12 protein-coding genes and 3 tRNA genes are annotated in these 14,898 nt (G+C 33.1%); 7 read left to right on the top strand and 8 right to left on the bottom strand.

Translation table 11 applies throughout. The features are described 5' to 3' along the window. The first annotated feature begins 156 nt into the window (after nt 1-156). Together GKZ86_RS18385 and GKZ86_RS18380 are read left to right on the top strand one after the other, a co-directional pair. Nucleotides 157-1,869: a PAS domain-containing protein gene (locus GKZ86_RS18385; RefSeq protein ID WP_154784513.1), complete on the top strand. Its 1,713-nt coding sequence runs from the start codon at nt 157-159 to the stop codon at nt 1,867-1,869. A gap of 6 nt (nt 1,870-1,875) precedes the next feature. Then, nucleotides 1,876-2,283 carry a response regulator gene (locus GKZ86_RS18380; protein ID WP_154784512.1) on the top strand — a complete coding sequence of 136 codons (408 nt, stop codon included), beginning with the start codon at nt 1,876-1,878 and terminating at the stop codon, nt 2,281-2,283. Between the two features lie 323 nt (nt 2,284-2,606). On the opposite strand, the gene rpsT is transcribed toward GKZ86_RS18380, so the two are convergent. From rpsT to proS, 5 genes are all read right to left on the bottom strand, one after another. Further along, the gene (rpsT, locus tag GKZ86_RS18375) at nt 2,607-2,858 is read right to left on the bottom strand and encodes a 30S ribosomal protein S20 (RefSeq protein WP_089051601.1); all 252 of its coding nucleotides are present in this window, start codon (nt 2,856-2,858) and stop codon (nt 2,607-2,609) included. Between the two features lie 154 nt (nt 2,859-3,012). Then, nucleotides 3,013-3,084: transfer RNA gene (locus tag GKZ86_RS18370), tRNA-Glu, on the bottom strand. A gap of 43 nt (nt 3,085-3,127) precedes the next feature. Beyond that, nucleotides 3,128-3,199, bottom strand: a tRNA-Glu gene (locus tag GKZ86_RS18365). Between the two features lie 41 nt (nt 3,200-3,240). After that, nucleotides 3,241-3,312 (bottom strand) — tRNA-Glu (locus GKZ86_RS18360). 77 nt (nt 3,313-3,389) lie between these two features. After that, nucleotides 3,390-4,868, bottom strand: a complete 1,479-nt coding sequence (gene proS / locus GKZ86_RS18355; protein ID WP_154784511.1) for a proline--tRNA ligase — start codon at nt 4,866-4,868, stop codon at nt 3,390-3,392. A gap of 101 nt (nt 4,869-4,969) precedes the next feature. On the opposite strand from proS, the gene GKZ86_RS18350 reads away from it, so the two are divergent. From GKZ86_RS18350 to GKZ86_RS18330, 5 genes are all read left to right on the top strand, one after another. Beyond that, nucleotides 4,970-5,989 carry a hypothetical protein gene (locus tag GKZ86_RS18350; protein WP_154784510.1) on the top strand — a complete coding sequence of 340 codons (1,020 nt, stop codon included), beginning with the start codon at nt 4,970-4,972 and terminating at the stop codon, nt 5,987-5,989. 48 nt (nt 5,990-6,037) lie between these two features. After that, on the top strand, nt 6,038-7,540 hold the full coding sequence (locus tag GKZ86_RS18345; RefSeq protein ID WP_154784509.1) for an OmpP1/FadL family transporter: 1,503 nt from the start codon (nt 6,038-6,040) through the stop codon (nt 7,538-7,540). A gap of 224 nt (nt 7,541-7,764) precedes the next feature. Next, nucleotides 7,765-9,078, top strand: a complete 1,314-nt coding sequence (gene rimO, locus GKZ86_RS18340) for a 30S ribosomal protein S12 methylthiotransferase RimO (RefSeq protein WP_154784508.1) — start codon at nt 7,765-7,767, stop codon at nt 9,076-9,078. A gap of 41 nt (nt 9,079-9,119) precedes the next feature. Beyond that, on the top strand, nt 9,120-9,674 hold the full coding sequence (locus GKZ86_RS18335; protein WP_154784507.1) for a hypothetical protein: 555 nt from the start codon (nt 9,120-9,122) through the stop codon (nt 9,672-9,674). A gap of 31 nt (nt 9,675-9,705) precedes the next feature. Beyond that, nucleotides 9,706-10,611, top strand: coding sequence for an N-acetylmuramoyl-L-alanine amidase (locus GKZ86_RS18330; RefSeq protein WP_154784506.1), 906 nt, complete (start codon nt 9,706-9,708; stop codon nt 10,609-10,611). 337 nt (nt 10,612-10,948) lie between these two features. Here the strand turns inward: GKZ86_RS18330 and GKZ86_RS18325 are convergent, their stop codons facing one another. The 3 genes from GKZ86_RS18325 to GKZ86_RS18315 form a co-directional block, all read right to left on the bottom strand. Continuing rightward, nucleotides 10,949-12,040 (bottom strand): outer membrane beta-barrel protein, encoded by a 1,092-nt coding sequence (locus GKZ86_RS18325; protein WP_154784505.1) that lies wholly within the window; start codon nt 12,038-12,040, stop codon nt 10,949-10,951. 634 nt (nt 12,041-12,674) lie between these two features. Beyond that, the gene (locus tag GKZ86_RS18320; protein WP_154784504.1) at nt 12,675-13,634 is read right to left on the bottom strand and encodes a glycoside hydrolase family 5 protein; all 960 of its coding nucleotides are present in this window, start codon (nt 13,632-13,634) and stop codon (nt 12,675-12,677) included. 11 nt (nt 13,635-13,645) lie between these two features. Beyond that, nucleotides 13,646-14,881 carry a glycoside hydrolase family 27 protein gene (locus tag GKZ86_RS18315; protein ID WP_154784503.1) on the bottom strand — a complete coding sequence of 412 codons (1,236 nt, stop codon included), beginning with the start codon at nt 14,879-14,881 and terminating at the stop codon, nt 13,646-13,648. Nucleotides 14,882-14,898: the final 17 nt, after the last annotated feature.

The raw sequence follows: 14,898 nt of genomic DNA, 5'->3' as shown, positions 1-14,898 counted from the left end.
AATGGGTGCAAAGGTACACTTTATTTTGATATAAAAAACGTTTCTTTGATAGTTTGCGTATATCCAAGTAATTAGTTACACATTCAATGTAAATTTTAGGGTCAAAATGGAGCCTTATTTTTGCTTAATTCTGGTTAATTTAATTATATTTGAGTAATGAAAAGTAAAACTCTCCAAATTACTCTGGTTTATATTATTATTTCGTTATTTATGGCGATTATCTGTCATAAATTACTAACTGCTTTTATCTCTTCAAAAGAATATTTCTATTTTTTCATTTTAAAAGACATACTTTTCATCTTAATTACTGGTCTTATTTTCAAATACATACTTTCGAAAAATGAAAACAAAAATATTTCTGTTTTCGAGAAATTAAAAAGTACAAATGAAGAAATCAAAGAATCAAATGAAAAATATGATATCGTAGCAAAAGCAACAAGCGATACCATTTGGGACTGGAAAATTCAGGAAGACAGCATTAATTGGAATAAAGGAATTGAAATTGTTTTTGGATACAAACAAGAAGAAGTTGGAAAAACCTCTAAATGGTGGTTTGACAAAATTCATCCCGAAGACAGCATTAGAATGTCTATTAAATTGTATTCTTTTATTGAACAAAAAACCGAAAAATGGCAAGATCAGTATCGTTTTAGATGCGCAGACGGAACCTACAAATATGTGTTAGACCGAGGTTTTTTACTAAAAGACGATAACGGAAGAGCCATCAGAATGATTGGAGCCATTCAGGATATTACCAAACAAAAAGAAGAAGAACAGCGATTAAAACTTTTAGAAACTGTAATTACTCAATCTAAAGATTCTATATTAATTACAGAAGCAAACTCAACCAGTGGAAGAATTCCAAAAATAGTATATGTAAATCCCGCATTCTCGTTAATGTCCGGGTATCTTCCAAATGAAATTATCGGAAAATCAACAAACATTTTCAACAAAGGCCCAAATTCAGATTCAGATGAATTAAAAAAACTTTTAAGAGCCATTAAAAATGAAGAAGAATGCCTAATTGAAACCATAAGTTATACAAAGCAAAAAGAAGAATATTGGGTTCGGTTTTCGATGATTCCGATTTTTAATAATGAAGGAGTTATTTCGCATTGGATCTCCATTCAAAGAGATATTACCGATGAGAAAAAACTTGAAACAGAAAAAGAACATCTTATTCGCGAACTGACACAAAACAATAAAGATTTAAAGCAGTTTTCATACATAACGTCACACAACCTGAGAGCGCCATTATCTAATTTAATTGGACTTTTAAATCTTACCGAAGACATTCCAATTGAAGATCCTGAACTCGAAGAAATTCTGGCTGGGTTTAGTAAATCAACTCATTTATTAAACGAAACCATCAATGATCTGGTAAAGGTTATTATCATTAAAGACAACCCTTCGATGCAAAAAGAAGAAGTATCATTAAAAGAAGTTTTCGAAAATGTCTTTAGTCAATTATCTTTTCAAATAGAATTACACAAACCAATCATTAAGTTAAAATTTGACAGAGTACCAATATTAATTACAAATAAAGCCTATATAGAAAGTATTTTACTTAATTTGCTCACCAATTCCATAAAATACAAATCAGAGAATAGAAAATTAAAAATTTCTATCACTGCAGAACAAATAGATCACAAAGCTATTTTAACTTTTAAAGACAATGGAATCGGAATTGATTTAGAAAGAAATGGTGACAAAGTTTTTGGATTATACCAAAGATTTCATAATTATCCCGACAGTAAAGGACTGGGATTATACCTTGTAAAATCGCAGGTTGAAACCATGGGAGGAACTATAAGTATAGAAAGTGAAGTAAACAAAGGAACCACTTTTACAATAACATTTAAAAATTAAATTTATATGCTCGAGCAAATTTTATGCATTGATGATGATCCGATTTCATTAATGTTGTGCAAAAAAGTAATTTCAAAATCATCATTTTCTAAAGAAATTATCACAGCTCAAAATGGCGAAGAGGCATTACACCATTTTAATACCTTAAAATACAACAAAAACAAAACAAGCAAACCAGAGCTGATTTTTTTAGACTTAAACATGCCAATTATGGGCGGCTGGGAGTTTTTAGACCACTTTACTTCTAAAGATTACACAGAATTTAATACCGCAAAAGTTATCGTATTATCATCTACAATTGATCCGGATGATCTTGCTAAAGCAAAAAAATACCCAATAATTATAGATTTCCTTTCAAAACCAATCACAAAGCCGATGTTGGAATATCTAAAAAAGAAGATCGAGCTTTTATAAAAAATCAAATACAGATCTAGCTATAAAATAATAATAGCGTTTCCCTCCGGGTCGGGCTGTCCGCTAAATCTTTTGCTTCATAAAATATATAAAAATCCAGAACTTCTATGGTTTCGCAAAAGGATATCGCTCCCATCCCTAACGCAATATAGCAGTAAAAAATAAAGTTAGATTCCAAATAAAAATCCAAATTCCAATACACTCGATAATTTAACGGGTTAATTGGAATTTGGATTTTTTTTGGACTTCCCTTTTCTATTTTGTTCAAACAAAAAAAGTCCTCTAAAAGAGGACTTTTTATATTTTAGGAAATTGTAAGTTAATTACAATTTAGCAACATGCTTAGTTAATTTAGACTTCAAGTTAGAAGCTTTATTATCATGAATGATGTTCTTTTTAGCTAATTTATCAATCATAGAGATTACAGTTGATAATTTTGCAGTAGCATCAGATTTGTCAGTAGCTATTCTTAATGCTTTAATAGCATTACGAGTAGTTTTATGTTGGTATCTGTTAAGAACTCTTCTTTTTTCGTTACTTCTGATTCTTTTTAATGCTGACTTATGATTTGCCATTTTTTCTTAATTTTAGATGTAATAATTGTTATAGATACTAGTTAAAAAAGAAAAACCTCCCACAATTGAAAAACAATCACTTTGGTTTTAACTAATAAAACAAAAACCGAGACACCAGCCTTTATTTTATAAAACTTATTTACAACTAATTTTGTAGTCTGTAAGGGAATCGAACCCCTGTTACCAGGACGAAAGCCTGGAGTCCTAACCCCTAGACGAACAGACCAAATTCTTCTAAGTTTTCTTCAATTTAAATAAAATTGAAATTGTAGCCCGTAGCGGAATCGAACCGCTCTTACATGGATGAAAACCATGCGTCCTAACCGATAGACGAACGGGCCATTTTTTAAGTTCAATGACTTTAATCTGCAATAAAAAGTAGTAGCCCGTAGCGGAATCGAACCGCTCTTACATGGATGAAAACCATGCGTCCTAACCGATAGACGAACGGGCCTGCTTCTCTAATGCGGATGCAAAAATACAACTATTTTTAAGATGTACAATACCTGATGCAAAAAAAATTAAAAATTTTTAATATGCCTTCGCAAACAACACTCTCTTAGTAGAAGGATTACCGGTAAACACACAGGTTCCCGCCTCTTCTACAGCATCCAAAGGAATACAACGAATGGTTGCTTTTGTCAAGTCTTTTATTTTTTCTTCAGTAGCTGCCGTACCATCCCAATGTGCTGATACAAAACCTGCTTTTCCGTCTAAAACTTCTTTAAACTCCTCAAAACTATTCACTTCAGTAATATGGGTATTGCGATATTCTAATGCTTTATTAAATAAATCATTTTGAATCTGCTCTAACAAGTCATTTATATAAGTAACGATTCCGTCATTAGAAACAACTTCTTTTGTCAAAGTATCTCTTCTTGCAACTTCAAAAGTTCCGTTTTCTAAATCTTTTGGACCAACAGCAATTCTAACAGGCACACCTTTTAACTCCCACTCAGCAAACTTGAATCCTGGTTTTTGCGTCGTTCTGTCATCATACTTAACTGAAATCTTCAACTTTCTTAGTTTAGCTGTCAATTCATTTACAGCAGCAGTAATTTGCTCTAATTGCTCATCTGTTTTATGAATAGGAACAATTACAACTTGTATTGGCGCTAAATTTGGAGGCAATACCAATCCCTGATCATCAGAATGCGTCATTACCAAAGCTCCCATTAAACGAGTAGAAACTCCCCAAGAGGTTCCCCACACATGTTCTTGTTTCCCTTCGGCATTAGCAAACTTTACATCAAAAGCTTTTGCAAAGTTTTGTCCTAAAAAGTGAGAAGTTCCTGCCTGCAATGCTTTTCCGTCTTGCATTAAAGCTTCAATACAATACGTTTCATCAGCTCCTGCAAAACGTTCTGTTTCTGTTTTGATTCCCTTAACAACCGGAATTGCCATGAAGTTCTCTACAAAATCAGCATAAACGTTCATCATTTTTTCAGATTCCTCTACAGCTTCTGCTTTTGTAGCATGAGCCGTATGCCCTTCCTGCCATAAAAACTCTGCAGTTCTTAAAAACAAACGCGTACGCATTTCCCAACGAACTACATTAGCCCATTGATTAATTAATAAAGGTAAATCTCTATACGATTGTACCCATCCTTTATATGTAGACCAGATAATAGCTTCACTTGTCGGACGAACAATTAATTCCTCTTCTAATTTAGCATTGGGATCAACCATCAATTTTCCGGGTTTATCCGGATCATTTTTTAATCTGTAATGTGTTACAATTGCACATTCTTTTGCAAATCCTTCTGCATTTTTTTCCTCAGCTTCAAACATGCTTTTAGGAACAAATAAAGGGAAATAGGCATTTTGATGTCCTGTCTCTTTAAACATTCTGTCAAGCTCTGCCTGCATTTTTTCCCAAATAGCATATCCGTATGGTTTAATAACCATACACCCTCTAACCCCTGAATTTTCGGCTAGATCTGCTTTAACAACCAGTTCGTTATACCATTTAGAATAATCTTCTGATCTCGTAGTAAGGTTCTTACTCATATTGAATAGTTTGGCACAAATTTTGTTTTAATAATTTTAACTTAAAAGTTTCACAAAACTAACTATTTTTGTAATGTGCAACAATAAAAAACACCACAGATATGAAAACTTATATTTCTCTTCGCCAAAATTCAGCTCATTTCTACTTAATTGGATTACTGAGTTTTCTAGCAGCATCGTGTGGTTCTTACCAAAATGCTTCCTATCATGACAATGATGGAGTTTATGGCAACAGACCAAACACTTATGCGCAAACTAATACCACAAACACCAACAATCAATATAAGGACTACTTTAAATCATTACAGGACGACAATCAGCCTACTGAAATTTTTACAGACGTAGATTCTTATGGCAATTATGCTGAAAATGACAGTACACAAGTTGCTACTACTAACGCTTATCCTGCTTGGGGAAGCGGTAACTCAGATGTAGCTGTTAATGTTTATTCTGATCCAAGCTGGTCAATCGGATTTGGTTTTGGATATCCTTATTATGGATGGGGTTATGGTTACGGTGGATATTGGGGATACCCTGGTTACGCTTGGGGATATCCAGGATATTGGGGCGGTGGTTACGGATGGGGTTACCCTGGATACTGGGGACCTGGTTACGGATACGGCTACAACAACTACTCTTACAGCTACGGAAGAAGAGGTTCTGCCGCTTATTATGGCGGAAGAAATTACGCATCCAACAGAAATTATTACACCAATAGAGGTTATACTAACAGAAACTACAGTAACAGAAGTAACTATACTACAAATAGAAATAGTTTCACAAACAGACAAAATAGCTATTCTGACTACAGAAGAAGTTCTTCTGTAAATGGAAGAAGCTATAATAGTTCAAGTCCAACTTTTACAAACAGAAGAAGCTCAGCACAATCTCAAAACTACAACAATAACAGTTATGATTATTCTAACAGAAGATCATCTGGCAACTCGACTACAACAAGAAGCTATAACAACGGTGGCAATAACAACTCATCAAGAAGTTATTCATCACCAAGTCCATCTCGTTCTTATAATGGCGGTGGTGGCGGAAGTATGAGATCTTCTGGCGGCGGTGGCGGTGGCGGAAGCATGAGATCTGGCGGTGGCGGAGGAGGAAGAAGATAATTTTTCTTTTATTTCAACATCAAAACAATCATCTAAAACTTAAACCCAATGAAAAAAATATTCTTCCTACTTATATCAGGACTAACTTTTAGCGTCTCACATTCTCAAGAAGTTTCAGATGCAATGCGCTATGCGCAAGATAATTTAACCGGAACTGCCAGATTTAGAGCTATGAGTGGAGCTTTTGGAGCTGTTGGTGGAGATTTATCTTCAATGTCGGTAAACCCGGCTGGTTCTGCTATTTTTTCAAACAATCAAGTTGGAATAACTTTAAGCAATCAAAACATTAAAAATAATTCTAATTATTTTGAAACTCCATCTAGTGATAAAGACAATTCATTTATCTTAAATCAGGCGGGTGGTGTTTTTGTTTTTCATGACAGAAACCCAAATAATAACTGGAAAAAAATAGCAATTGGAGCAACTTACGAAAATACTAATAATTTCAATAACAATCTTTTTTCTGTAGGAACAAATCCAACAAACTCTATAGATAAGTACTTCTTATCTTATGCTAATGGAATAGAATTGGGTAATATAAAAAACATACCCTATGAAGACCAACTTTATAATCAACAGCAAGCTCGTTTTGGTTATTATGGATTCGTAATAAATCCTTTAGCAGAGAATGATAAAAACACACAATACACTTCTAATGTTCCAACGGGTGGTAATTACTATCAAGAAAATAGAATTTACGAAAAAGGATATAATAGCAAACTAAGCTTTAATATAGCAACATCTTACAAAGACAGAATATATTTTGGAGCAAATTTAAATGTTCACGTTACCGATTATAGAAGATCAAGTAGTTTCTATGAAAGAAATGATAATCCATTACAAGCAACCGCAACTATATCAGACTTAGAATTTAATAATGAATTATATACTTACGGTAATGGATTTTCTTTTCAGCTTGGAGCAATTGCTAAAGTTACCGAATCCTTTAGACTTGGTTTAGCTTATGAATCAAATACTTGGTATGAACTTTATGATGAACTTTCTCAAAGCTTATACACAACTACACAAGCTGCTAATCAACCAGAAAATTATGCAAATGTAAATCCTAATATTGTTAACGTTTACGAACCATATAGATTACAAACTCCTGGAAAAGTAACTTTTAGTGCAGCATATGTATTTGGAAAATCAGGTTTGATTAGTATTGATTATGCTATTAAAGATTATTCAAATACCAAATACAAACCAACAAACGATGTTGGCTTTAGAAAACTAAATAGTGACATGAGCAATCAATTAACTACCAATGGAGAGTTACGAGTTGGTGCCGAATACAAAATAAGCCGATTGAGTTTGCGTGGAGGATATCGTTTTGAAGGAAGTCCTTATAAAAACGGAACTACAATTGGAGATTTAAACAGTTATTCCGGAGGTTTTGGTTATAATTTTGGAGGAACTAAAGTAGATTTAGCTTACTCCTATTTAGAAAGAAAATCGAGTCAGGGATTTTTTGCTACGGGATTAACTGATCCTGCAAACATTACATCGAAGTTGAATAATGTTTCTTTGACTGTATTATTTGAATTGTAATTAGAGAAAAATAGATGAATGGAAATTTCCGTCAGGTTTTTTACTTGACGGATTTTTTTTGGCCTAATTCAAACAAATTAGTTTTTTTTAGGTTCAACAAAAGAAAAATTAAAACTAACCTCAGAAGTTTCGGGCAATTGGTTTCATAAAAAACACGTAAAAGAAACCGAAACAAGTGGTGTTTGAATAAAAAAGTGTAATTTTGCACTCCAATTTATAAAAGTATGAGAACCAAGTCTTTAAAAAAGAACAAAATTAACGTAATCACTCTTGGCTGTTCGAAAAATGTATACGACAGTGAAGTGCTTATGGGACAGCTTCGTGCCAATGGTAAAGAAGTACAACATGAAGCGCCTGCAGCTGAAGAAGGAAACATTATTGTAATCAACACTTGTGGTTTTATCGATAATGCGAAAGCAGAATCTGTAAACATGATTTTGGAATATGCTGATAAAAAGGATAAAGGTTTAGTTGACAAAGTTTTTGTAACAGGATGTTTATCTGAACGCTACAGACCTGATTTAGAAAAAGAAATTCCTAATGTAGATCAATATTTTGGTACAACTGAATTACCACAATTATTGAAAGCTTTAGGTGCTGACTATAAACATGAATTATTAGGAGAGCGTTTAACAACAACTCCAAAAAACTATGCTTATTTAAAAATTGCCGAAGGCTGCGACAGACCTTGTAGTTTTTGCGCTATTCCTTTAATGAGAGGTTCACATGTTTCTCAGCCAATTGAAAAATTGGTTAAAGAAGCTCAGGGTTTAGCTAAAAACGGCGTTAAAGAACTAATTTTAATTGCACAAGACTTAACTTATTACGGTCTTGATATCTATAAAAAAAGAAATCTTGCTGAACTTTTAGAAGAATTGGCTAAGGTAGAAGGTATTGAATGGATTCGTTTACATTACGCCTACCCTACCGGTTTCCCTATGGATGTTTTGGAATTAATGAAACGTGAACCAAAAATTTGTAATTATATTGATATTCCACTACAACACATTTCAGATTCTATTTTAAAATCGATGCGTCGTGGTACAACTCAGGCAAAAACAACTCAATTATTAAAAGATTTTCGTGCTGCTGTTCCGGGAATGGCAATTAGAACTACTTTAATTGTTGGATATCCTGGAGAAACTCAGGAAGATTTTGAAATTTTGAAAGATTTTGTTCAGGAAATGAAATTTGACAGAATGGGATGTTTTGCTTATTCTCATGAAGAAAATACACATGCTTATTTATTAGAAGATGACGTGCCTGCTGATGTAAAACAAGCCAGAGCAAATGAAATCATGGAATTACAATCGCAAATTTCATGGGATTTGAATCAGGAAAAAGTTGGTCAAGTCTATAAATGTATCATTGACAGAAAAGAAGGAGCTCATTTTGTTGGAAGAACTGAGTTTGATAGTCCGGATGTTGATAACGAAGTCTTAATAGATGCGTCGAAACATTACGTAAAAACAGGAGAATTTGTTAATATAAGAATAATTGAAGCAACAGAATTTGATTTATACGGAGAACCTGCTTAAATTTACGCTAACATTTGTTAACTTTTGATAAAAACCACTTTATGAGACCTATCCAATTTTTATTTATTTTAGTTTTCACCTTACTAAGTTTCAATTTTGTTTCGGCTCAATATGGAAACGGATACAATAATGGTTACGGCGGTGGCGGCTATGGAGGTGGCGGTGGCTACGGAAGAGGTGGCGGAATGGACAGAAGCATGATGGCTGGACCTCAAGGCAACACGAGTAAACCTAAAGAAGTTCCTCCTGAAGAAACAGCTGCAAAAATTGTAGAGCAAATGAAACCGGAAGTAAACCTTGATGAATTACAAGCTATTGCAATCACGAATGTATTTGCTGACAGCATGAGAGAACAAGGAATTCTTTTGAAAAATGAAAGCAGCAGTCAGGACGAAAAAATGGAGCAAATGAAAGCTTTAAGAGAAAGTACAACAAAAAAAGTAACTGCTTTTCTTAATCCTGATCAAATTGAAAAATATACGGCCTTTATGGCGAATTTTAAAGAGATAAAAAAAACGAAGTCTAAAAAGAAAAAAGAAAAAGACTCCAATGACTCTAAAGAAACAAAAGAAAACACAGAAACAGTAAAAGAATAACTATTTCTATTAATCTTACAATGTAATAATCATGGTAAAAAGACATCTGTGTTATCTTGTTTTAGCAATTATAATTACTTCTTGCTCTACAAATCCTTATAAAAGTACCGAGAAAGTTTATGATCAGCAGCTTAAAACTCTAGAGGGTCAAATTACAAGCAAAGAAGCTCAACCAATTCCGGGAATTACTCCTGTGGTTATAGATACTACTTATGCACAGCAATTGGGTATCGTAAAAGATACATTATCAAAAACGGGATCTACGGCTTTACTAAACGGTATAAATACGGAATGGATTGGGACTGTAAATTTTAATTTGAGAAAACCAAGTTTTGTCATTATTCACCATACAGCCCAAGATTCAATTCAGCAAACTATAAACACTTTTACAAAAACCAGAACACAAGTGAGTGCTCATTATGTGATATCTGAAAATGGGAAAGTGGTTCAAATGCTAAATGATTATTTAAGAGCCTGGCATGCCGGAGCATCTACATGGGGTAAAAACACTGATTTAAATTCAAGTTCAATTGGTATCGAACTTGATAATAATGGTTCTAAACCTTTCACAGAAGCTCAAATAAGCAGTTTGGTTGCTCTTTTGACTAAACTAAAAAAAGATTATAATATTCCGACTCAAAACTTTTTAGCTCATGCTGATATTGCTCCTGGGAGAAAACAAGATCCAAGCGCATTATTTCCATGGAAAACATTAGCTGAGAAAGGTTTCGGAATCTGGCCGGACGAAATTCTGGAAGAGGCTCCTTTTGATTTTAAAATTGAACAAGCCCTAAGAATCATTGGTTATAATACTAAGAATCTTTCAGCAGCAATTCAAGCTTTCAAATTGCATTATATTCAAACGGATACAACTTCGGTTCTGGATCGAAAAACTATAGATACTATTTATTCAATCTATAAAAAACAGGTTCAGTAAAACATCAAATAATAAAATATAAAACGCGTTTCTAAATATTTAGAAACGCGTTTTTTTTATATCAAGTTTTAGTTTTTGCCACAGATTAAAAGGATTAAAAAGATTAATTCTTCTTTGATACTGATGTCTGTTTTTGCCACGAATTTCACTAATTAGCACAAATTAAAACCGTACAATTTAGTTAAGTTTAAGCAGCATAGAAATTAGTGGAATTAGTGAAATTCGTGGCTGAAAAAATCCTTTAATCTGTGGCAAAAAAATAACCAAATAAAAAAGCTGCCAAAACATTATTATGTAGTGACAGCTCCAAAAAAAAAAAAAATATCAATCTTTATCTCTAGAAAGAGTATGTTGTAGCAATTAATCCGTAGAAAGATCCTCCTGTTGGAGCAGCATCACTATCTAAAAAGATATCTTCTGATGCAGCATCGTATCTTAACTCAGGAATTATTGTAAGTTTTCCAACTTTATAATTTAATGAAACCGTATTTGCAAATACACTAGAACCGTTTAAAGTTCCAAGATTTAAAGCATCTTTAGCATCGAAATATTCAATTCTGTATGCTAAACTTAAAGATGGCTTGAATGCGTAATTAGCATATCCAACTATCGAAAACCATTCTCCATCTAACGTACTGTCAAAATCATTTTTAGATTTAGCATAAGTCGCATTCAATCCAAGACCAAAACTATCACTTATTGTTTTTGAAGCAGTTAAATCAAACTGCGTTTTGTTTTCGTCTGTTGGTATTACCAAACTTCCCGGAGTAGGATTAGTACTTCCTGATGTAAAGTTTAAATATGCACTACCTGTTTCGCCAACAAAACCTACTTGTCCGATGTATGTTTTTTGACTTGAACCTGCATCCATTGCTGATTTAAAATCGGTTGGATTTGTTATACCAAACATTGCCGTAAATTTTCCTGAGGTATATTGTGCTTTTACCCCAGTATTAAAGAATGGCCCGTATGAAAACGCATAAGACATACTATAATTTTTATTTCCTATTGCGTCTAATACTTCATATCCTATATGTGTACCAAAACTACCTGCGACAACTTTAAATTTATCAGTAATCTGATAGGTGAAAAATAATTGTTTAATTAAAAATTTTGCGTTAATATCTTTATCTGTTGTTTCATTATATGAAAATTCTCCTGCTCTTTTTCCGAATCCTAAATCGACAAAAACAGAAGCTTTGCCGAATGTGTGACTTGCTTGTACGGAAGCCATTCCTAATTCGAATGAATCTTGTGAGTTGGTAAAGCTCGTTAATCCATTCATTTGTTTTGAAAAATCATATTTGTAATAAGCATCTGCTGATCCTCCCCAAGTTGTTGCCGGCGAAACTGTCGTTTCGGTATCATCTTGAGCAAAAGCAAAAGAGCTCGTTAGCATCGCAGCTAAAATGTGACATACTTTTTTCATGTTTTAATTGGTTTTAGTTATTAATTGATTCTGGTTAGTTAAATTTTTATATATGTATTGTATACTATAAGTCACTTCTAAAACCTCTTATTACCCCTTAAAACCTCTTCATTTTCATTAGCGAATTTATTAACTTTTGCATGAGTACAAGAACTCAAACCTATTTTTTTGATGTTTTATAGCAAGAATTATGGATTACAAAAATTATTTTAACAATAATCGTTATTTGACATTTATAGCGTTTTGTTTTTGAAAATTCAATAACGGTTTTTAACTAAAACGCACCAACAATAAAGGGTTTAAAAAGAAATTACATTCAAAATTAGAAGCTATTTTACAAAAATAGTCTTCAAAATAAATTATACCCCATAAAAAATAGGGGTATTTATTTTTAAAGAATATAAAAGTGAAAAATCATATTAAGTTTTACCAAAAATAAAGCCTCACAATAACAGAATTATTATTCTTACAAAAACAAAACATTAAAATAGTATTGATTTATAAATAGCAGATTTCGAATCATGGATTGTAGAAACAAAAAAAGACGCACAACTGTGCGTCTTTTTGATATGTATTTATATCGATTCAAATATCATTATGATAAATATTGAAGCGATAGGTATACTGAAAATTTTTAGTGGTTATATTTATTTAGATATTCACGAACTTTTATTCCCGATTCTTTTAAGTCTTTCTCTTTCCAATTTCCTTCTGATTGGGCTGACTTTTTTAATATAGAACATGTTTCATCTTTATCAGAAACTGACCATGTTATCCAACTCAGTTTTCGGGATTCCATCCAATCTATATATTCTTGCCAGGATTTATAATCTAGCGGTCCATCTCCTGTTGCTTCCATTCCTGCCGATTCAGAAATAAAAATTGGCAAACCGCTTTGTATTGCTTTATCTGTTTTATCCCTTAAATCTTTACCGTGCGTTGCGGCATAAAAATGCATGGTGTACATTAAATTATTATATCCTTTTATAGGATCTGCCGCAGGAAGATCTACGTCCTGATCCCAATGTGGCGAACCAACCAAAATAATATTGTTTGGATCGTTTTCTCTGATTACCTTAATTACTTCTTCGACGTAAGCCTTAACTTCTGCCCAGCTTTCGTAATCGGGTTCATTAAAAACCTCATATATTATATTGGGATACTTGGCATATTTTTTAGACATTTCTGCAAAGAATTCCCTGGCTTCTTTTAGATTAACATTATGACTGTGCCAATCTATAATGACATAAATATCTGCTTTTATTGCTCCTTTAATTACAGCTTCTATTTTATCTTTTGAGAATTGCGGTTCTTTCATATAAGACATCTCTCCTAATTCTATACCCATTGCAACCCGTACGATATTGCAATTAAAATCTTTTTTTAACCAGCGAACTGCTTTTTCATTATAAAATCTTGGCCACATACTATGCCAGCCAAAACTCATTCCACGCAAAACTATTGGATTATTGTTTTTATCCAGTAATTGAGTTCCAACAACCTTTAATTGACCGTGTTGTTTTACAAATTGTGCATTAGAGAAGTAACACATTAAAAATAAAGAAATAATAAAAAATTTGGTTTTTGATTTCATAGTAAACTTTTTTACGGAATTAATCGCAGTGTAATTACATCATGAGAAGCAAGATCAGCCATAAAGTTTTTTTTAGTATTGCCGATTTCTTTGTTTTTCCAAAGATCTTTTAATTTAAAAACTGTTTTACTAAAATCAGCTTCATAACCAAAATCGACATCTTTAATGAGATGTTTTTTCCAATCAAAATTGATTTTTTTTGCAACATCGCTTCTGTTTAAAAAAGTGACAGCCCAATTTCCATCTGATAAAGGTTTTAGCCAAACTTCTAATCCGTCTTCAGCAGCATATTTAAAACCCTGAATTCCTAATTTATCCTGATTAATGGCGATCAATTCTTTATTGGTTAAAATTGCCAGGGTTTCTTTAGACATTTTTCTAAAATCATTTCCGGCAACAAGCGGAGAAGCCATCATACACCACATCGAAAAATGTGATTTATCTTCAATGTCATTCATTTCATTGCCAACTTCCATCATATCAAAATCATTCCAATGATCAGGACCTGAATATTTACGAATATCTTTTCGCATTTCGACAATTTTCATAAATCCCCAGGAAGACCAATTTCCTTCTTCATGTTTAAATTCGCAATCAAAACAAGGATAAATATCTCCTGAAATCCTCCAAAGATTACCAATTGGTTTTCCCCATTCCCACGGTTGATTATCTCCCCATTCGCAAAGACTAAAAACAATTGGTCTTCCGGCAGTTTTAAGAGCGTTGCTCATTGTCGTATAAGCTTCGGGAGCGGTTATTCCTTTTGTATTACACCAATCGTATTTCAGGAAATCGATTCCTAATTTAGCATAAAAACGAGCATCCTGATATTCGTAACCGCGAGTTCCGGGATAACCTGCACAGGTTTGCGTTCCGGCACAATTGTACAACCCAAATTTTAAACCTTTATTATGCACATAATCAATTACCGCTTTCATTCCGTTAGGAAATTTTACCGGATCAGGAACTAAATCACCGTTAACATCTCGTTCTCTGGTCATCCAGCCATCATCGAGTACAATATATTTATATCCTGCAGCAGCCATTCCTGACGAAACCATTATATCTGCTGTTTCTTTTACCAGTTTTTCGTCGATACTTGTTCCGAAAGTATTCCACGAATTCCAACCCATTGGAGGTGTCATCGCCAAACCTTCAAACTTTCCACCTGCTTGTGTATGTGTATTTCCTTGTCCAAAACCTAACATCGAAACACTTAAAGTCACTATTAAAATTATTTTTTTCATCAAAATCGATTTTAAAA

It is taken from the genome of Flavobacterium sp. LC2016-13 (assembly GCF_009707955.1).
GTDB lineage: Bacteria > Bacteroidota > Bacteroidia > Flavobacteriales > Flavobacteriaceae > Flavobacterium.
This window is presented reverse-complemented; position numbering and strand designations above follow the sequence as displayed.